At 68.9% G+C, this 18,358-nt stretch carries 19 protein-coding genes and 1 pseudogene; 12 read left to right on the top strand and 8 right to left on the bottom strand.

Annotation, left to right across the window (positions count from 1 at the left end):
• Together KIT53_RS17385 and KIT53_RS17380 are read right to left on the bottom strand one after the other, a co-directional pair.
• A pseudogene (locus tag KIT53_RS17385) lies at positions 1-198 on the bottom strand (hypothetical protein); the annotation flags it as partial.
• A 173-nt stretch (positions 199-371) separates the two neighbouring features.
• A complete protein-coding gene (locus tag KIT53_RS17380; protein ID WP_297755226.1) occupies positions 372-1,163 on the bottom strand; it encodes an SDR family oxidoreductase in 792 nt (263 codons plus the stop codon).
• 118 nt (positions 1,164-1,281) lie between these two features.
• Between KIT53_RS17380 and KIT53_RS17375 the strand changes: the two genes are divergently transcribed.
• The gene (locus KIT53_RS17375; protein WP_297755223.1) at positions 1,282-2,214 is read left to right on the top strand and encodes an AraC family transcriptional regulator; all 933 of its coding nucleotides are present in this window, start codon (positions 1,282-1,284) and stop codon (positions 2,212-2,214) included.
• Positions 2,215-2,218: 4 nt separating this feature from the next.
• Here KIT53_RS17375 and KIT53_RS17370 read toward each other — a convergent pair whose 3' ends face one another.
• Positions 2,219-3,226, bottom strand: a complete 1,008-nt coding sequence (locus tag KIT53_RS17370) for an AraC family transcriptional regulator (RefSeq protein WP_297755221.1) — start codon at positions 3,224-3,226, stop codon at positions 2,219-2,221.
• Positions 3,227-3,323: 97 nt separating this feature from the next.
• On the opposite strand from KIT53_RS17370, the gene KIT53_RS17365 reads away from it, so the two are divergent.
• From KIT53_RS17365 to KIT53_RS17320, 10 genes are all read left to right on the top strand, one after another.
• A complete protein-coding gene (locus KIT53_RS17365; protein ID WP_297755218.1) occupies positions 3,324-5,444 on the top strand; it encodes a TonB-dependent receptor in 2,121 nt (706 codons plus the stop codon).
• Positions 5,444-6,352 (top strand): alpha/beta hydrolase-fold protein, encoded by a 909-nt coding sequence (locus KIT53_RS17360; protein WP_297755215.1) that lies wholly within the window; start codon positions 5,444-5,446, stop codon positions 6,350-6,352. Before KIT53_RS17365 ends, KIT53_RS17360 begins: the two co-directional genes overlap by 1 nt.
• On the top strand, positions 6,349-6,693 hold the full coding sequence (locus KIT53_RS17355; RefSeq protein ID WP_297755213.1) for a DUF2218 domain-containing protein: 345 nt from the start codon (positions 6,349-6,351) through the stop codon (positions 6,691-6,693). The genes KIT53_RS17360 and KIT53_RS17355 overlap by 4 nt, the downstream gene beginning before the upstream one ends.
• Complete coding sequence (gene fepB / locus KIT53_RS17350) at positions 6,690-7,646, top strand: Fe2+-enterobactin ABC transporter substrate-binding protein (RefSeq protein WP_297755211.1); 957 nt, start codon at positions 6,690-6,692, stop codon at positions 7,644-7,646. Before KIT53_RS17355 ends, fepB begins: the two co-directional genes overlap by 4 nt.
• Positions 7,647-7,654: 8 nt before the next feature.
• Positions 7,655-8,680: an iron ABC transporter permease gene (locus KIT53_RS17345; RefSeq protein ID WP_297755209.1), complete on the top strand. Its 1,026-nt coding sequence runs from the start codon at positions 7,655-7,657 to the stop codon at positions 8,678-8,680.
• Complete coding sequence (locus KIT53_RS17340; protein WP_297755207.1) at positions 8,677-9,729, top strand: iron chelate uptake ABC transporter family permease subunit; 1,053 nt, start codon at positions 8,677-8,679, stop codon at positions 9,727-9,729. The genes KIT53_RS17345 and KIT53_RS17340 overlap by 4 nt, the downstream gene beginning before the upstream one ends.
• The gene (locus tag KIT53_RS17335) at positions 9,729-10,559 is read left to right on the top strand and encodes an ABC transporter ATP-binding protein (protein WP_297755204.1); all 831 of its coding nucleotides are present in this window, start codon (positions 9,729-9,731) and stop codon (positions 10,557-10,559) included. The genes KIT53_RS17340 and KIT53_RS17335 overlap by 1 nt, the downstream gene beginning before the upstream one ends.
• Positions 10,556-11,857: an NtaA/DmoA family FMN-dependent monooxygenase gene (locus KIT53_RS17330; RefSeq protein ID WP_297755201.1), complete on the top strand. Its 1,302-nt coding sequence runs from the start codon at positions 10,556-10,558 to the stop codon at positions 11,855-11,857. Before KIT53_RS17335 ends, KIT53_RS17330 begins: the two co-directional genes overlap by 4 nt.
• Positions 11,858-12,061: 204 nt before the next feature.
• Complete coding sequence (locus KIT53_RS17325; RefSeq protein ID WP_297755199.1) at positions 12,062-12,526, top strand: helix-turn-helix domain-containing protein; 465 nt, start codon at positions 12,062-12,064, stop codon at positions 12,524-12,526.
• Position 12,527: 1 nt separating this feature from the next.
• Positions 12,528-13,103, top strand: coding sequence for a PIN domain-containing protein (locus KIT53_RS17320; RefSeq protein ID WP_297755196.1), 576 nt, complete (start codon positions 12,528-12,530; stop codon positions 13,101-13,103).
• A gap of 93 nt (positions 13,104-13,196) precedes the next feature.
• Here KIT53_RS17320 and aqpZ read toward each other — a convergent pair whose 3' ends face one another.
• The 3 genes from aqpZ to KIT53_RS17305 all read right to left on the bottom strand — a co-directional run bounded on the left by aqpZ (position 13,197) and on the right by KIT53_RS17305 (position 15,295).
• The gene (aqpZ, locus tag KIT53_RS17315; RefSeq protein WP_297755194.1) at positions 13,197-13,910 is read right to left on the bottom strand and encodes an aquaporin Z; all 714 of its coding nucleotides are present in this window, start codon (positions 13,908-13,910) and stop codon (positions 13,197-13,199) included.
• A 175-nt stretch (positions 13,911-14,085) separates the two neighbouring features.
• Positions 14,086-14,688 (bottom strand): hypothetical protein, encoded by a 603-nt coding sequence (locus tag KIT53_RS17310; RefSeq protein ID WP_297755191.1) that lies wholly within the window; start codon positions 14,686-14,688, stop codon positions 14,086-14,088.
• A gap of 130 nt (positions 14,689-14,818) precedes the next feature.
• A complete protein-coding gene (locus KIT53_RS17305; RefSeq protein ID WP_297755188.1) occupies positions 14,819-15,295 on the bottom strand; it encodes an Lrp/AsnC family transcriptional regulator in 477 nt (158 codons plus the stop codon).
• 139 nt (positions 15,296-15,434) lie between these two features.
• Here KIT53_RS17305 and KIT53_RS17300 point away from each other — a divergent pair, with 139 nt between their 5' ends.
• Positions 15,435-16,058 carry a LysE family translocator gene (locus KIT53_RS17300; RefSeq protein ID WP_297755185.1) on the top strand — a complete coding sequence of 208 codons (624 nt, stop codon included), beginning with the start codon at positions 15,435-15,437 and terminating at the stop codon, positions 16,056-16,058.
• A gap of 7 nt (positions 16,059-16,065) precedes the next feature.
• Here KIT53_RS17300 and gshB read toward each other — a convergent pair whose 3' ends face one another.
• Positions 16,066-17,016, bottom strand: a complete 951-nt coding sequence (gene gshB, locus KIT53_RS17295) for a glutathione synthase (protein ID WP_297755182.1) — start codon at positions 17,014-17,016, stop codon at positions 16,066-16,068.
• Between the two features lie 13 nt (positions 17,017-17,029).
• Positions 17,030-18,220 (bottom strand): benzoate/H(+) symporter BenE family transporter, encoded by a 1,191-nt coding sequence (locus tag KIT53_RS17290; RefSeq protein WP_297755179.1) that lies wholly within the window; start codon positions 18,218-18,220, stop codon positions 17,030-17,032.
• Between the last annotated feature and the right edge of the window lie 138 nt (positions 18,221-18,358).

Genomic DNA, 18,358 nt, shown 5'->3' with positions numbered 1-18,358 from the left:
CTTGCCTTTGCTTGGGCGCAGGGTCTTCCAGTGCTCCAGGTCACCCAGGGAGGCGGCGACCAGCACCTTGCCGGTGGCGTGCATCTTTTCGTCCAGGGGCGGGCATTGGCTCACCAGTTTCTGCACGTCGTCGGGCGGCATGGCGGCGAATTTTTCGGGGGTGAAGTAGGCGAGGCCTAGGTATTTCTTCAGGGTCATGGTGGGGTGCTTGCAGTCTGGTGGGTTGAGGAAGAGGAAGAAAGAAGACGCGCGCGTGGTCGGTCTGGTCTGGTCTGGTCTGTTCTCATGAACGACGAAGCGGCTGGCCGGGAATCGACCGCCCTTTCTTTCTTTTGGCCGTTCGCCGCCCACGGCGGGCGCAGGGCCATGGCCTAAGCCACGGCAGCACCAGTGGCAGCAGCACCAGCCGATGCCAGCGCCACCGCGTCCGCCCCGGCCGCGTAACGCAGTCTGCCCGGTTCCTCCTGGTCATGCACCGCCAGCCAGACGGCCTCTGCCACGTCGAGTTCGCTGGTCAGCGCGGCGGGCTGCCCCAGCGCGGCGAAGACGGACTGGGCGTACGGCGCGTAGGCCGGCGGGATCAGGCCCTGCATGCGTTCGCTGCCGTTGGCGGTGAAGCGGGTGGTGGGGGCGTAGCCCGGCTCGATGAGTTTCACGCGCACGCCGAAGGCTTGCAGCTCGAAGGCGAGCGAGGCGGTGAAGCCTTCGATGGCGGTCTTGCTGGCGGTGTAGGCGGCCACCAGGGGCATGGGTGCCAGGGTGGCGCTGGAGGTGACGTTGACCACCAGCCCGGCGCCCCGGGCGCGAAACTGGGGCAGCACGGCCTGGGTCATGGCCATGGTGCCGAAGGTGTTGGTCTCGAAGATCTCGCGCACGGTGACCATGGGGGTGGCCTCGAAGGCGCCGAAGAGCCCGAGCCCGGCGTTGTTGACCAGCACGTCGATGGGGCCGGCGGCTTGCAGCGCCTGCTGGATGCTTTCGGGGCGGGTCACGTCCAGCGGCAGCACGCGCAGGCGCGGGGAGGGCTCCGGCAGCAGCGGGGCGGCGGCGCGCGGGTTGCGCATGGTGGCAACGACCTGCCAGCCCTGGGCATGGAAGTGGCGCGCGGTTTCCAGGCCGTAGCCAGACGAGCAGCCGGTGATGAGGATGGTGGGGGTGGTCATGGCGAAGCTCCTGCTGAGGTGGTTGAAGAAAGAAAGAAGAAAGAAGGCGCCACGATACCGGCGGAGGTCCGGATTAACTACAATCAAAAGTCCATTATTTATTTGTAAAAGTCCGATCATGACCGACCCTCTGGCGGAGGTGATGGCGCTGCTGCGGCCGCGCGCGGTGTTTTCCAAGGTGATCAGCGGCGCGGGTGCCTGGGCGGTGCGCTACGCGGCGTTTGGCCAACCCAGCTTCTGCGCCCTGCTGGAGGGGCAGTGCGTGCTGGCGGTGGAGGGGCAGGCGCCCGCCACGCTGCAGGCGGGCGACTTCGTGCTGATGCCGGCCACGCCGGGCTTCACGCTGGGCAGCGAGGCACCGGCGGTGCCGGTGTTCATGAACCCTGATGACACGCGGGACGACGGCGCCGGCACGGCGGGCGAGCTGCGCCACGGGCGGCGCACGGGGCCGCCGGAGGTGCGCATGCTGGGCGGCTATTTCGCGTTCGACTCGCCCGACGCGGCGCTGCTGGTGTCGCTGTTGCCGGTGCTGCTGCATGTGCAGGGGGCAGAGCGCCTGACGGTGCTGGTGAAGCTGGTGCGGGACGAGTCCCTGGGCGAACGGCCGGGACGGGACCTGGTGCTGGGCCGGCTGGTGGAGGTGCTGCTGATCGAGGCGCTGCGCGCCAGCGCCGAGGGCGGTGCCGCGCCGCCGGGCCTGCTGCGTGGCCTGGGCGATGCGCGGGTGGCCCGGGGCCTGCGGCTCATGCACGGCGCGCCCGCACAGCCCTGGACGGTGGAGGCACTGGCCCGGGAGGCCGCGCTCTCGCGCTCAACCTTCTTCGAGCGTTTCTCGCGCGCCGTGGGCCAGCCGCCCATGGAGTACCTGCAGGCCTGGCGCATGGCCCTGGCCAAAGACCTGCTGCGCCGTGGCGATGTACCCATTGCCGAGGTGGCGGAGCGGGTGGGCTACGGCTCGGCCAGCACCTTCAGCACGGCGTTCCACCGGCATGTGGGGGAACCGCCGGGGCGCTTCGCGCGGCAGGCGGCGGGTGGTGCGCTGGCTCGCTAGCGGGTCAGCGCCGCACGCAGGCCGAGGGCGGGTAGCCGAAGGTGCGGTGGAAAGCGGAGGAGAAGTTGGACACCGTGGAGTAGCCCGCCCGGTAGCCGGCTTCGCCGACGGTCAGCCCGCCTTCAAGCAGTTGCGCGCGCGCGGCGTTGAGGCGTTCGGTGCGCTGGAACTCCATCACCGATGTGCCGTAGGCGGCCTTGAACAGGCGCTGCAGGGTGCTCACGCTCATGCCCAGTTTCTGGGCGAGGGCCTGCGGGGTGGCGCTGTGGTGCTCTTCGCTCAGGAGGATGCAGTCGCGGATCTTGCGGGCGCGCACGGCGTCCCTGTCCTTGACGGCGGGTTGCCGTTGCGCCACCGGTGTGGGCGGGCGGCAACCCTCGTGCCCAATGCGCAGGGCCTGCTGGAGCAGGCTCAGGCCGGAGATGTAGGCCTGCAGCGAATGCAGGCTGCTGTCTCGCCGGCCGTTCTGGGTGAGGATTTCCTGGGCGCAGCGCAGCGCCTGCGGCGAGGGTGACCAGCGGGCCACGCCGGCACGCGGGTCGTCCAGGCTGATGTGTTCGCTCAGTTCGCGGGGCAGGCGGATGCTTCCCGCGCCTTCCAGCGGCACGGTGACGTTGACCTTGCGCACACGCTGCCCGGCCTGGATGTGGCGCACGAGCACGCCGGGCCGCGTCATGAGCCAGAGGTAGCCCACGGGCCCTTTGCGCGCCGACATGAGGCAGTGGGTCTGGTTGATGGAGACCCGCACCTCGCCTTCGAGCAGCAGCATCACCGTCAGTTGGGGAGGCATGTCGAAGCCGTGCGAGAGCGACTTGCGCTCCCGCGTGTCGTTGGCGTGGATCTGGAGCTGGATGGACAGGGTGTCGAACGCGCACAGCCCGTCCACCTCTTCGATGAGGGCGCCGGGCCGGTGCCGCCCGGTGGCGGGGGCAGCCGCCGCGTCCGGGACCGCCGGCGGATCGCCCGGACGACCGGCGTGCGTCCCGCACAACAGCAGTTGATCGTTTCCCATAAGTCGATCTCAATGAGAATGATTATCGTTGACGGTTTCGAATTGTAGCGATCGCGGGGCGCCACTGTGCGCCCCGAAACACACCCCGGAGCCGTTCATGTCACCTGTATCCCATCCGCGCCTGCGCCACCGCCCCCTTCCTTCCACCTTGGCCCTGGCCGTGCACTGCGCGCTGGCGGCCCTGCCTTCGCTGGCCACGGCCCAGCAGCAGGCCCAGCCGGTGGAGCTGGCGCCGGTGACGGTGACCGTGATGGGGGAGAAGATGGGGCGCAGCGCGCAGGATTCGACCAGCGCGGTCACGGTGTTCACGGCCGAGGACATCGCGGCCAGGGACAGGAAGACCGTGCTGGAGCTGGTCTCGGAGGTGCCGAACGTGACCATCGGCGAGTTCGGGGGCATCGCCAACATCCGGGGCTCCAACGGCGCCGGCCCGGGCTTTTCTTCGCTGGCGTGGCGGGGCGCCACCCGCGCCCGGACGGCGACCGTCCTGGACGGCGTGAGCCAGGTGTGGACGGGTGGCAACCTGCTGGGCACCGGGCTGTGGGACATCGAACAGGTGGAGGTGCTGCGCGGGCCGCAGTCGACGATGCAGGGCCGCTCGGCGGTGGGCGGCGCCATCGTTCTCAAGAGCAAGGACCCGACTTTCAAGAAGGAAGGGGCCTTGCGCCTGGGGTTGCAACAGGCCAACGGCAAGCTGCTGGGCCAGACGGCCGCCGTCATCTCCGGGCCTCTGTCAGACAGCCTGGCCTACCGTCTGAGCGCGGACGTCACCGGCGGCTCGCACTTCATCGACTACGTGGACACCAACGCCAACCCGGGGGTGGACTACTCGTCCGACCCGGACAAGGTGCGGCGCAGCGACATCAAGGCCAAGCTGCTCTGGGCGCCCAAGGACAACCCGGACCTGCTCAGCCGCCTGGACCTGCAGCACCAGTCGCAAAAGGGGCCGTACCTGAACCAGGTCAACCTGGGCGACGCTGGCGACTACCGGGCGTCGACGGACCAGGTGAACCACCGCATCGGCGACACGACCATGAACACGGTGATCTCGAACACCACCTACCAGCTGGATGCGCACCGGTCGGTCGACGTGCTGATGTCCGCCTACAAGCTGGATGCGGGCTTCGTCCACAACCAGACGGCGCCCGCCGTGACCAACACGAACAACTACTTCAACACGCGGTCCGACCAGAACGGCGTCGGCCTGGAGGCCCGGCTGAACCTGGGTTCGCCGGACTCGGCGATGAAGTCCATGGTGGGGGCTTCCTACTTCAAGGACGACCTGACCCTGCTGTCCAGGACCTACGCGGGCGCGATCCGCTACTCGGGCGACACCAAGACGGACGCCACCTCGGTCTTCGGCGAGGTGGACTACCCGCTCAACGACCGCTTGTCGCTGATCGCGGGCGGGCGCATCGAGCGGGAGTCGCAGAACCGCACGGTGACCAACGGGATCGCCACGGTGGGCCGAGACGAGTCCCGCACCTATGTGCTGCCGCGCCTGGCCGCGCGCTACAAGCTCGACACCCGGACGGTGCTCGGCCTGGATGTGCGCAAGGGCTACAACCCGGCCGGCGTGAGCATGGACACGAACACCAGCGCCATCTACAACTACGAGACCGAGTACGTCACGGCCGTCGAGGCGAGTCTGAAGAGAAGCTTCAATGAAGGCAGGGGCTCGATGGCGGTCAACGTGTTCAGCAACGCGTACAAGGACTACCAGGCCCGCAACGGCACCCTCATCTCCAACGTCGACGAGGCGACCATCCAGGGCATCGAGTTCGAGGTGTCGTCCGAGCTGGGCCGCAGCACCCATGTGTATGCGAACGCGAGCCTGCAGTCCACGAAGATCGACAAGTTCTCGGCCAACCCCGCGTACGTGGGCAACAAGCTGCCCTACGCGGCGCCCAGGACCTTCGGCGTGGGCGTGAACCACAAGCTGTCGCCGCAGTGGCAGGTCAGCGCCAACGCCAAGTACGTGGCCGAGTACTACGTGGACATCTCGAACGCGGCCGGCGCCGGGCAGAAAGCGAAGGCGGGCGGCTACACCCTGGTGGACATCAGCACAAGCTACGACATCAACAAGCAGACTTCGGTGCGCGCTTTCGTGAACAACCTGTTCGACAAGTACGTGATCAACACCTACTTCCAGGGCACGACCACGCAGGACGTGCTGGCGCCTCGCACGGTGGGCGTCCAGCTCGACTACCGCTTCTGATGGAAGGCGCCACGGTGCACGAGGCCAGGGCGCTTTGCCTGCCCTTCGTGCAAGTGCACGAGCTGCGGGACGGCGCGGCTGGCAGCGACCGCTGCTGGCAGTTGTTGGTCAGCCACGCGGGCGGGCCGACGGAGACCGCGTCCGCGCGGCGGCTGCTGGTGGTGCTGGACGGCAACCTGAACGCGGTGCCCGCGGCGCTGATGCAGCACACGCGCGTGGAGCGCGGCCTGCCGCCTTCGCCGCCGTGCACGGTGGTGGGCGTGGGCTACCCGGGCGTGCGTTTCCACGACCGCGAACAGCGCGCCCGCGACTTCCTGCCGGCGCTGCCGCCAGGGCTGGACGGCGCGGCATGGCAGAGCGGGCAGGCGGACGCGTTCTCGGCTTTTCTGGACACGCGCCTGCTGCCGTGGCTGGAAGCGCAGCAGGGCTGCCGGTACGCGGAGGTGGGCCTGTTTGGCCATTCCTTCGGCGGCCTGTTCAGCCTGTACAAGCTGCTGAACGCGCCGGGCCGCTTCAGCGCTTTTTTCAGCATCAGCCCGTCGCTCTGGTGGGCAGACGGCTGGCTGCTGGCGCAGGTGGCGCAACGGGACGACCTAGCGCGGCGGTGCGAGGGCAGGCGCTTGTACCTGGGCATCGGCGCGGACGAGAAGGCCATGCCGGGCGACGACGCGCAGCGCAGCGCCCTGCACCAGGAGCGCGACCTGCAGGGCCGCTTCGCGCGCCTGGTCGCGCTGCTGCGCAGCCAGGGGGTCTGCGCGCAGGCCGAGACCTTCGCCGGGGAAGACCATGGGTCGGTGGTCTACCCCGCCATGGCCCGCGCGGTGCGCTGGCTGACAGGGCCTTCACCCCCACCGGGCCAGACCGGACACGACCACGACAAAAACATCGACAGGACAACCCCACAGTGACCCACCACGCTTCCACCCGCATACCGACCGCCGACGCGTCCAAGTACATCCTCAAGCTGTGCCGCCATTTCGCGCACAAGGTACCGGCGGCCTTCACCGCGCAGGACGGGCAGGTCCGGTTCCTGCAAGGCCAGTGCGTGATGAAGGCCGACGCCGAATCGCTGGGCGTCTATCTGCGCGCTGAGAGCCTGGAAGGCATACAGGCCATGCAGTTCATCATCGACGACCACCTCAAGCGCTTTGTCCGCTTTGAAACCCTGGCCTATGGGTGGGACGCCACGGTGCCGCCACACATCCAGCCCGAGCTCGCGGCATTGACCACACCAGAAAGCACCTCATGAAAAGACGCCAAGCCACCCGGCTGCTGGCCGGCCTTCCCTGGCTGGCCGCCCTGCCGCTGCCAGCGGCCGCCTCGCCCACGCCATGGCCGGTGGTGCACCGCAACCCCGACGGGTCGCAGGTGTCCATTCCCGCGCAGCCCCGGCGCATCCTGTCCACGTCGGTCACGCTCACGGGCTCGCTGCTCGCCATCGACGCACCGGTGGTGGCGTCGTCCACCAATGGCAACCGGCGGTTCTTCGACCAATGGGCCTCGGTGGCCGAATCGCGCAAGCTGCAGCGCCTGTGGGCGCTCAACGCGGTGGACCTGGAGGCGGTCTACCTGGCCAGGCCGGATCTGATCGTGGTGTCCAACAGCGGTGCCGATTCGGCGCTGGAAGCGGTGCGCGAGCTCTCGCAGATCGCCCCCACCATCGTGATCGATTACGCGGTGAACAGTTGGCAGGACGTCACCCGCCAGCTCGGGCGCGCCACGGGCCGTTCGGACCGGGCGGAAAGCCGCATCGCCGAGTTCGCCGAGAAGACGCGCCAGGTGGCGCAGGTGATCCGCGTGCCGGACGGGCTCACCGCCATCGTCACCTACAACGGCCCGGGCATGATCAACCCGGTGGCGATGCCGCGCGGCTCGCACGGCCTGCTGCTCGCCGCGCTGGGTTTTCGGCTGGAAGAGCCCGATCCGCGCTGGCACAGCGGGCTGGACACGCCGGATGATTTCGTGAAGGCGCAGTACGAGCACCTGAGCACGCTCAAGGCGCGCACGGTCTTCCTGCTGCGGCAGGACGAGAACGACGTGGATGGCCTGCTGCGCGACCGCGTGCTGGCCCGCATGCCGGCCGTGCAGGCCCGGCAGGTCTATGGCCTGGGCAAGAACTCTTTCCGCATCGACTACTACAGCGCCAACGAGATCGTCGATGCCATCCGGCGCCGCTTCACCCGGGATCCCGCCGCGAAATGAGGGCCGCGGTGGGAGGTGATCGCAGGGGGCTGGCGGCGCGCCAGCGCCGGTTGGTCGCGGCCGGCCTGCTGCTGGGTCTGCTGCTGCTGTCGTTCGCGGGCCTGGCGGTGGGCTCCAAGCCGGTGCCCTGGACGACGGTGTTCGATGCGCTGCGCGGCTTCGATGCGGACAACCCCGACCACCTGCTGGTGGTGCACCTGCGCCTGCCCCGTCTGCTGACCGGGCTGCTGGTGGGGGCCGCGCTCGGCGCGGCGGGCCTGCTGATCCAGGCCGTGACGCGCAACGCGCTGGCGGACCCGGGCCTGCTGGGCGTGAACGCTGGCGCCAGCCTGGCCGTGGTGGTGGTGCTGGCGCTGTTCGGCCAGGTGGCCATGGGCGCGCGGATCCTGGCGGCCATGCTGGGCGCGTTGCTCGCGGGCGCGGTGGTGCTGGGCCTCGCGGGAGCGGGCGGGGCGCGCGCAAGCCCCACGCGCATCGTGCTCGCGGGGGTGGCGGTATCGGCCGTGTGCCTGTCGTTCTCTCAACTGGTGATCGTCAACAGCCTGGACCAGGTGTTCGACCACTACCGCAACTGGGTGGTGGGCGCCCTGGAGGGGCGCGACCTCGACGTGCTGCGCGCCACCCTGCCGTTCGTGGGCCTGGGCCTGGCCCTGGCCATCTACGTGGCCGGCCATCTGGATGCGATGGGCCTGGGCAACGAGATGGGCGCGGCCCTGGGGGTGCACCGCAACCGCATCCTGGGCCTGTCGCTGCTGGCCATCGTGCTGCTGGCCGGCGCCGCCACCGCCGCCGTCGGCCCGATCGCTTTCCTGGGTCTGATCGCCCCGCACCTGGCACGGGCGCTGGTGGGGCCCAACCACCGGCTGCTGCTGCGCTGGTCCATGCTGCTGGCGGCGTTCACCTTGCTGCTGGCCGATGTGGTGGGGCGCGTGGTGGCCCCGCCTTCGGATCTGGGCGCGGGCCTCATGGTGGCCCTGATCGGTGGCCCCTTCTTCGTCATCCTGGCCCGGCGCGACCGGCTGAGCGAGCTGTGAGCGAGGGACTCGCCAAGATGGAGCGCCCGCGCGTGCTGCACCTGGGGCGGCGGTCGGTGCGGTGGGTGCCGCGCCAGTGGGTTGCCGTGCTGCTGCTGTCGGCCACCCTGGTGGTGCTGGCCCTGCTGGCTCTGGGCACCGGCCGCATTTCGCTGAACCCTCTTCAGGCGCTGGACATCCTGCTGTGGGGCGAGGGCTCGCCGCTGGAGCGGAAGGTGGTGTTCGACATCCGCCTGCCGCGCGTGCTGACGGCGCTGCTGGCGGGCGCGGCGTTGTCGGTTTCGGGGGCCATCTTCCAGTCGCTCTCGCGCAACCCGCTGGGCTCGCCGGACGTCATCGGCTTCACCACCGGCGCCGCTTCGGGGGCGGTGGTGTACTTCGTGCTGGGCGGCACGTCCAGCGTGACCTCGGCCGCTTTCGCGGTGGGTTCGGGCCTGCTCACCGCGCTGGTGGTCTTCGGGCTGGCGATGCGCGGCGGCGCGGTGGCCAGCCATCGCCTGGTGCTGGTGGGCATCGGCGTCGGCGCCACGCTGGCCGCGCTCAATGAGGCGGTGCTGCTGCGCGGCGAGCTGGAGCAGGCCCTGTCGGCGCAGCTGTGGCTCTCCGGTTCGCTCAACGCGCGCACCTGGAGCCACGCGGTGCCGCTGCTGGTGGGGCTGGCCGTGCTGCTGCCCGTCGTGCTGCTGGGCCAGTCCCGGCTGATGCTGCTGGAGATGGGCGATGACCTGGCGCGCCAACTGGGCGTGCACGCGCTCAAGGTCAAAGGGTTGATGGCGTTCTGCGCGGTGTTGCTGGCCTCGCTGGCCACCGGGGCATCGGGGCCGATCGCCTTCATCGCCCTGGCCGCGCCGCGCCTGGTCGCCTTTCTGTGCGGCGACCATGGGCGCCCGTTGTGGCCTTCGGCACTGACGGGCGCGCTGCTGCTGCTGAGCGTCGACGTCGTCAGCCAGTCCCTTCCCTTTGAACTCAATCTGCCGGTGGGCCTCATGACCGCGCTGATCGGCGGCGTGTACCTGGTCTTCGCCCTTCCTCGACTGAGGTCCTTCTGATGCAACACCTGTTTGCCGGCACCGGCCTTCGCCTGTCCTACGACCAGCGGGTCGTCTGCGACCAGCTGGACCTGCACATCCCGCGCGGCACCATCACGACCATCATCGGCCCCAATGGCTGCGGCAAGTCCACCCTGCTGCGAGCGCTGTGCCGGCTCATCGAGCCGCGCGCCGGGCAGATCACGCTGAACGACCAGCCGCTGGCCGGCATGGGCCGGCGCCAGTTGGCGCGGCGACTGGGCTTTCTGCCCCAGGTGTCCACCGTGCCACCGGGCATCCGCGTGCGCGAACTGGTCTCGCGCGGCCGGTTTCCCTACCAGGGCTTCCTGCGCCAGTGGAGCCACGAGGACGAGGCCGCGGTGGCACGCGCGCTGGCCGAAACCGGTTTGACCGACAGCGCCGACCGGCTGGTGGACCAGCTCTCCGGCGGGCAGCGCCAGCGAGTCTGGATCGCGCTGGTGCTCGCGCAGGACACCGAGGTGCTCATGCTCGACGAGCCCACCACCTACCTGGACATTGCCCACCAGTTGGAGGTGCTGGAACTGTGCAGGCGCCTGAACGGCGAGTTGGGCAAGTCGCTGGTGATGGTGCTGCACGACCTCAACCTGGCGGCGCGCTATTCGCACCACCTCATCGCCATGAAGCAAGGTCGCATCGTGGCGACGGGAAGCCCGGCGGACCTGCTCACGCCCCCACGCATCGAAGAGGTCTTCGGCATCCAGGCCCGGGTGATGCGCGACCCGGTCACCGGCTCGCCGCTGGTGGTGCCGGTGGCCTCCCTGCAAGGCGCCGCCGCGCACGCGGGCCAGGACGCTGGAGCCGGCATATGAGCGGACACCTGATCGCCGGCCTGTCGCTGGCCACGACCTGGTTGTCTGGCAGCGCGTGGCGACGCGCCGACAGCCAGGCGGAACGCCACCACGACGTGGAGCTGTATGTGGAACTGGCCCGGCGCGCCGAGCAGGCCTGCCTGCACTTCGTGTTCCGGCCCGACACGGTGTTCCTGGACCCGCTGTCGCAGGCGCAGGGCCCGGGCACCAGCGGGCTGGATCCGACCCTGCTGCTGACCTGCGTGGCGCGGGCCACGCGCCACATCGGCCTGGTGACCACGCTGTCCACCAGCTTCCAGGAGCCGTTCCACATCGCCCGCAGCCTGGAATCCCTGCAGATCATCAGCGGCGGACGTGCGGCCTGGAACCTGGTCACCGGGCTGGAGGGTCAGCACAATTTCGGCCACCGCCCCTTTCTGGAAGCCAGCGGGCGCTACCGGCAGGCCGAGGAAAGCCTGCGGGTGGTGCAGGCGCTGCTGCGCAGCTACCCCGCCGAGGCGCTGAGGCTGGACCGCGAGAGCGGCCAGTACGCCGATGTGCAGGCGATTCGCCCCATCGACCACCAGGGCCCCCACTTCCAGGTACAGGGACCGCTGACCCTCGCGGCGGGCCGGTTCGGTCCCCTGCCCGTGTTCCAGGCCGGCGCGTCCGCGGATGGCCGCGCCTTCGCCGCGCGCCACGCCGATGCGGTGTTCGCCGCCACCCCCACGGTGGAAGCCGCGTGCGAGTTGCGCCAGGCGCTGCGGCAGGCCGCAGCACAGTTTGGCCGGCCGCAGCGCGACATCCGCGTGCTGCCGGGCCTGAGCCTCTACCTGGCCCACACCCGCGACGAGGCGCAGGCGCTGTTCGAACAGTCGCACGCGCACCTGGGCAGAGCACAGCGGCTGGCCAAGCTGGCCGCCACCCTGGGCATTGCCGTGGAGGGGCTGCCGACCGACCGCCGCCTGGGGCCAGACGATTTCCCGGCGCCCGCGCAGGCGGTGCGCAGCCGCACCCACGCCGAACTGCTCAGGCGCCGCATCGCCAGCGACCGGCCCACCCTGGATGCGCTGCTGTCCTCGCCGGAGGTGGTTTCTTCCGCCCACTGGCAGGTGGTGGGCACGCCGGACGATGCGGTCGAGCAGATCCTGGCCTGGCAGGTCGCCGGCGCCATCGACGGCGTGATCGCACTGCCGGGCGGAAGCCTGGGCTCGCTGGGCCTGTTCATCGACGAAGTCGTGCCCGCCCTGCAGCGGGCCGGCAGCCTGAGAACAGCCTTCGCCAAGGGCGGGTTGATGGCGCAGCTCCAGGCGGCGTGAGATGGCGCGGCTTCGTTGAAACCAGAAGAACGGGTGTCGGTCATCGGGCGATGACGTATGGATTTCTCATGTTTCTTTGGCTACGTTTATTTCGTTTGATGCGTTTATTTCGTTTGATGCGTATACTTTGCGCACGCTGAAGGCAGCGAAAAGTCCCGTCTGCAGTGGTTGCTTACATACGGGTATCACCATCAGGAGAGCGCCATGACCCAAGAAATTCTGGAATCTGCAAACGCGGCGGAGGCCGAAATGGCGGCCGTGGCCAGGAGTTGCCTGGTGCACGCGCTCGACCAGTCCAAGGCAGACACCATCAAGATCACGGTCGATGTGGATACCGAAGAGGGCGAGGCCCCGGTGCTCCGGCTGCCTCCCCGGGCCTTGTACTTTTTCGCCGAGGTGTTGCGGCAGATGGCGAAACGCGAGCCTGTTGTGCTGGTGCCGCAGAAGCATGAACTGAGCACCCAGGAAGCCGCGGCGTTTCTCAACGTGTCCAGGCCTTTCGTGATCAAGGAGATCGAGGCGGGCAGGCTCAGGCACAGGCTGGTCAACCGGCACCGCCGCATCGAGTTTGAGGAACTCGTCCGCTACCAGGAAGCGCAGAAGCAGCGTTCGGAAGAAGCCCTCATCAAGCTGCGGCAGCTTTCGGATGACATGGGAGAGGACCTCTGAGATGGCGGTGAGCGGGTGCTACACGGCGGTGCTCGATGCGTGCGTCCTGTACCCACGCCTGTGCCGGGATGTGCTGTTGAGTCTGGCCCATGCGGACCTGTACACGGCACGCTGGACGACCCGGATCGAAGCCGAGTGGACCAAGGTGCTTCTGGCCAACAAGCCAGGCACCGAAGAGAAGATTGCCTACGCGGTGGAACAGATGCGGGAAGCGATTCCCGACTGCCTCGTATTGGACTACGAGAGCCTCATTGAAGGACAGACGCTCCCCGATCCCAATGACAGACATGTCCTGGCCGCAGCGATCAGGGGGAATGCGGACGCCATCGTGACCTTCAACGTCAAGGACTTTCCCGAGACCGTTCTCGACACCTTCGACATTGAACTGCAAACACCTGATCAGTTTGTGTTGAACCAGATCATGCTTCACCCACCCCGGGCATTGGGAGCGCTCAAGCGCATGCGCGCACGTTGGGAACGACCACAGATGTCCGCAGAAGCCATGGTGAATTTGCTGGAGCAGCGGCAATTCGCTCAAACGGCCGCACACCTGCGGGATGTGCTGGTTCTCATCTAGAAAATCTCTGCAACGCCGTTCGGGCTGGGCTCAGTCTGAGCGGGTTGGGAGTTCGCAGAGGTTCTCCAGGGCCTGGTGTCTGCTCTGCGTCCTTCAGTCCCCGAAACCGTCAGACAGCAGGGCCCGCCAGATCAGCGCGCCGATGGCCGCGCCTGCGATGGGGGCGACCCAGAACAGCCAGAGTTGGTCCAGCGCGATGGAGGGGCCGAACAGGGCCGGGCCGGTGCTGCGCGCGGGGTTGACCGAGGTGTTGGTGACCGGGATGGAGACAAGGTGGATGAGCGTGAGGCACAGGCCGATGGCCACGCCCGCGAATTCGCCGGCCGCGCGCCGGGCCGTGGCGCCCAGGATGACCAGCAGGAACACGGCGGTGAGCACCACTTCGGTCAGCAGCGCCGCCGTGAGGCCGTAGCCGCCGGGGGAGTGTTCGCCGAAGCCATTGGTGGCGAAACCCCCCACCACGGCGCCGGGCCTGCCGGTGGCAATGAGGTAGAGCACGCCGGCTGCGGCCACCGCGCCCAGCACCTGCGCGATCACGTAGCCCGGCAGTTCCGCCGCGCGGAAGCGCCCGCCCAGCGCGAGGCCGACCGAAACCGCAGGGTTGAAGTGGCCGCCCGAGATGGGGCCGAAGGCGTAGGCGCCGGTGAGCACCGTGAGGCCGAAGGCCAGGGACACGCCGACGAAGCCGATGCCCAGTTCAGGAAAGGCGGCCGCCAGCACGGCGCTGCCGCAGCCGCCAAAGGTGAGCCAGAACGTGCCGAGGAATTCGGCGGACCATTTTTGGAGATTGCTGCTGCTGTTTGCCATGTTGCCCACGCGGTTTGTTGCGACGAAGGCCTGGGAAGATAGGCAGGCGTCGCAGCCCGTGCAAGCGCTTTAACAATGCATTCAGAAATGGGAGAGGCGCGGGACCAGCCGGTGGCCTTCAACACCGGTGGCCAGCGCAGCGGTGCGGCTCGGCGCGGCCGCTGCTGTCAGCGGCTCACTTGGAGGTGGCCAGCGGCATCGTGGGCGGGGTGCCCGGCGTGCCGGCCGGTGGGTCCAGGGGTTCGAGCAGGCTGCGCGGCGGGTTGCGCTTCATCTCGCTGGCCACGGTCTGCTGTTCGGGGCTCATGCATTCGTCGGCCAGCCGCAGGCCGAGCTTCTGGCTCATGAGCATGGACTTGTTGCCCAGTTGCAGCCAGAGCGCGCCGCGCTTGGGGTCTTCCAGTCGGATGGCGCCGGTGCGGCTGGCCACCGGGTGCATGAAGTAGCGCTGGTTGCGCGCGTTCTGCACCTGCACGATGAAGAAGCCCTGCTTCTTGGCCGGCGTGATCTGCACGGCGGCACCCAGCTCGCAGGCAATCTGGCCAACGTGCACGCGTTCGGCGACGGCGAGGTCGGCCTCGGTAAGGGCGACGTCGCTGTCTTCATCGATGGGGGTTCTTTCTTCCACCGCCTTGACGGCGGAGCGGGCCAGCGGGGGTTTGGCGGAGGCGGGTTTGGCGGCCGGCTTGGGTGCGGTGGTGGTCTGCGCGGTGGCGGGGGCCAGGGGCGCCAGCAGCGCCGTGGCGCTCAGGGACAGGACGAGGGGGAGAAGTTTCATGAAGGTCACCGGGTAGGGCGGGCGGGCGGCGCCGCCAGGACAGGACAGGACGGCGCCCAGTCTGCACGCATCGCCGCGGGAATGGTGTTTGCAGATGTTTCCGTCGCGGGAGGAGGCGCCGGACGGGGCTTCATGGCCGCCTGGCGGTCCCGGGGGGCACGAGGCCTCGCCGTTCGATGGGGGTGGAGAAGACGATGGAGGTGCGGGTTTCGCCGTACCCGTTGATGGTGCCAATGAAGCGTTCCAGGTGCTGCAGGTCCGTGGCCACCACAGTCATGAGGTAGGAGTCGGCCCCGGCGACGTGATGGCACTCCAGCACTTCGGGCGCCTGGCGCAGGCGCTCCAGCAGGGGCTTCTTGCCAGGCTGCGTGGCGGTGATGCCGACAATGGCCTTGACGTGGTAGCCCGACCTGGACGCGTCCAGTTCGACCACGAACCGCTGCGCGATACCGGCGTCCTGCAGGCGCTTGATGCGCTCCGCCGTGGCGGCGACGGACAGGCCCGTGGCCTGCGCCAGCGACTTCAAGGGTGCGCGCGCGTCGTCCTGCAAGGCACGCAGGAGCCGCCAGGCGGCGGCGTCGAGTTCAACAGGCTGTGTTCTTGCCATTCCTGGAATTCACCGAAACATCAGAGGCCATTGGCCGGATTCACCGGAAGAATGCACTGTACCGCGCGGTAGCCGCAGCGGATGATCAGGCGATCCGTTCCCGGATACCACCGACCCCTGTCCACCACCACTTCACCGCATGACCGATATCCAGCACTACGGCAGCTTCATTGCCGCCATCCTCGTTTTTCAGGCGGTCCCCGGTGCGGGCACGCTGGCCATTCTGGAAGCAACGGCGCGTGACGGTCGGCGCGCAGGCATGGCCGCCGTGCTGGGCACGCTGGCAGGGGACGGGCTGTTCATGGTGGCTGCGGTGGCGGGGCTGGCCGCGCTCATGCAGGCGCATGCGGAGGTCTTCCAGGCCCTGCAGTGGTTCGGCGCGGCGTACCTTGCGTGGCTGGGCGTTCAACTGCTGCTGAGCCGCCCGGGGACTGCGGGCGCAGCGGACCCGGCACGCCCTCGTTCGCGGTGGCGGTACTTCCGGCGCGCTTTCCTGGTGAGCCTCACCAACCCCAAGGTGATGCTGTTCTTCGTGGCGTTCTTCCCGCTGTTCCTCCGGGCGGACGCCTCGCCGGCCACGCTGCCGGTGATGATGCTGCACGTCACCGTGCTGAGCCTGGCGTACCAGACCGCTCTGGTGCTGGCCGGAAACTGGGTGGCGCAGCGGCTGAAGGCCTTTCCCGGCGCCCGGGTGGCAGCCACGCGGCTGGCGGGCGTTGCGCTGGTGGGGCTGGGCGCTCAACTGGCCAGCCGCATCCGCTGACGCGCGGTCAGCCCAGCGCTTTCTCCAACGCGTCGACGAACATGGCGGGCACGTCGAAGCCGGTCTGCTGCTGGATCTCCTGGAAGCAGGTCGGGCTGGTGACGTTGATCTCCGTGACCTTGTCGCCGATGACGTCCAGCCCCACCAGCAGCAGGCCGCGCGCGGCGAGCTGCGGGCCGATGGCGCGGGCAATGGCCCAGTCGCTCTCGGACAGGGGCTTGGCCACGCCTTTGCCGCCCGCGGCGAGGTTGCCGCGGATCTCGCTGCCCTGGGGAATGCGCGCCAGGCAGAACGGCGCGGCCTCCCCCCCGATGATGAGCAGGCGCTTGTCGCCCTCCACGATCTGGGGCAGGTAGCGCTGCACCATCACGCTGGTGCTGCCGCCCTGGTTGAGGGTTTCGATGATGGAGCCCAGGTTCATGCCATCGGGACCGACACGGAAGATCCCCATGCCCCCCATGCCGTCCAGGGGCTTGAGGATGATGTCCTTGTGCTCCGCATGGAAGGCCCGGATGGCCGCTGGCAGCCGCGTGACCAGCGTGGGCGGCGCGAAGCGGGCGAACTCCATGAGCGCGAGCTTTTCCGGGTGGTCGCGCAGCGCGCGCGGGTGGTTGAAGACGCGCGCGCCTTCGCGCTCGGCCTGCTCCAGCAGGTGAGTGGCGTAGAAGAACTCGCTGTCGAAGGGAGGGTCTTTGCGCATGAGCACGGCGTCGAAGCTGTGCAGCGGGTCGCGCACTTCGGCGGTGGTCTTGAACCAGGCGTGCGCATCGCCAGTGAGGGTGACGTGGCGCGCCAGCGCGGTCACCGGCTGGCCGCTGTGCCATTGCATCTGCTCGGGCTCGCAGGTGGCCAGCGCGTAGCCGCGCCGCTGGAGCTCGCGCATCATGGCGAAGGTGGTGTCCTTGTAGATCTTGAAGGACTCCAGCGGGTCGGCAACGATGAGGATCTTCTGGGTCATGGGATGCTTCGGTTCACTTCACGGGGCGGCGGTTTTTGAGCCCGTACTGTTGCACAAACAGCGCCAACGCGCCGGCCACCACCCCCCAAAAGGCCGAGCCGATGCCGGCTATCACCACGCCGCTGAGCGTGACGAGGAACGTGATGAGCGCGGCTTCGCGGTGCGCATCGTCCTTGAGCGCGGCATGCAGCCCGCCGCCGATGCTGCCCAGCAGGGCAATGCCGGCGATGGCCAGCACCAGTTCGCGCGGGAAGGCGATCAGTAGGCCGGTGATGGCCGCGCCGAACAGGCCGACCAGCACATAGAGCGCGCCGCAGACCACCGCGGCGGTGTAGCGCTTGTTGCGATCGGCGTGCGCCTCGGGGCCCATGCAGATGGCGGCGGTGATCGCCGAGAGGTTGAGCGCGAAGGCACCAAAGGGCGCCAGCACCAGCGTGGCGGCGCCGGTCAGGGTGAGGATGCGCGAGATCGGCATGTCGTAACCCGCCGCGCGGATGGCGGCCACACCCGGCAGGTTCTGCGAGGCCATGGTCACCACGAACAGCGGCAACGCGAGGCTGGTCAGGGCAGCCAGGCTGAAACGGGGTGCGGTGAACACGGGCATGGCGAGTTCGAACACCACGGCCTCCCCCCGGAACTGGCCCTGCGCCACCACCCAGGCCACGCCTACGGCCAGGGTGAGGGGCACCGCGTAGCGCGGCAGCAGGCGCCGGCCCAGCAGGTAAGCCAACAGCATCAGCACCACCAGCGGCAGCGCGGTGCGCGCGGCGTCGAAGGCCTGCAGGCCAAAACGCGCGAGCACACCGGCCAGCAAGGCCGAAGCGATGGCCACGGGGATGCGGTTCATCACGCGCTCGAACCAGCCGGTGGCACCCACCAGCACGATCAGCGCGGCACTGACCATGAAAGCGCCCACGGCATCGGCCATGGTGAAGCCCCCCGCCAGGCCCGCGGTGGCCAGCACCGCGGCACCGGGCGTGCTCCAGGCCACCATGACCGGCTGGCGCAGGATCAGCGAAGGCACCGCCGAACACAGCCCCATGCCCAGGCCCAACGCCCACATCCACGAGGTGATCTGCGCCGGCGTGGCACCAAAGGCCTGTGCCGCCTGGAACACAATGGCCACCGAACTGGTGAATCCCACCAGCACCGCGACGAAACCGGCGGTGGCGGCGGAGAGATTGACGTCACGAAAGAAAGACATCGGGCGATTGTGCCCGCGCGCCCGGGCGGGCTGAGCCTACCCCGGTCGGGCTGAGCCTGTCGAAGCCCATGCCAGCACCCGGGCCAGCCCTTCGACAAGCTCAGGGCGAACGGAGGAAGTGGGGCTCTGACCTAACCC

Source organism: Hydrogenophaga sp. (assembly GCF_026125785.1).
Taxonomy (GTDB): Bacteria; Pseudomonadota; Gammaproteobacteria; order Burkholderiales; family Burkholderiaceae_C; genus Hydrogenophaga.
The sequence above is the reverse complement of the archived record's forward strand: the minus strand, read 5'-3'. Positions and strand labels throughout refer to the sequence as shown.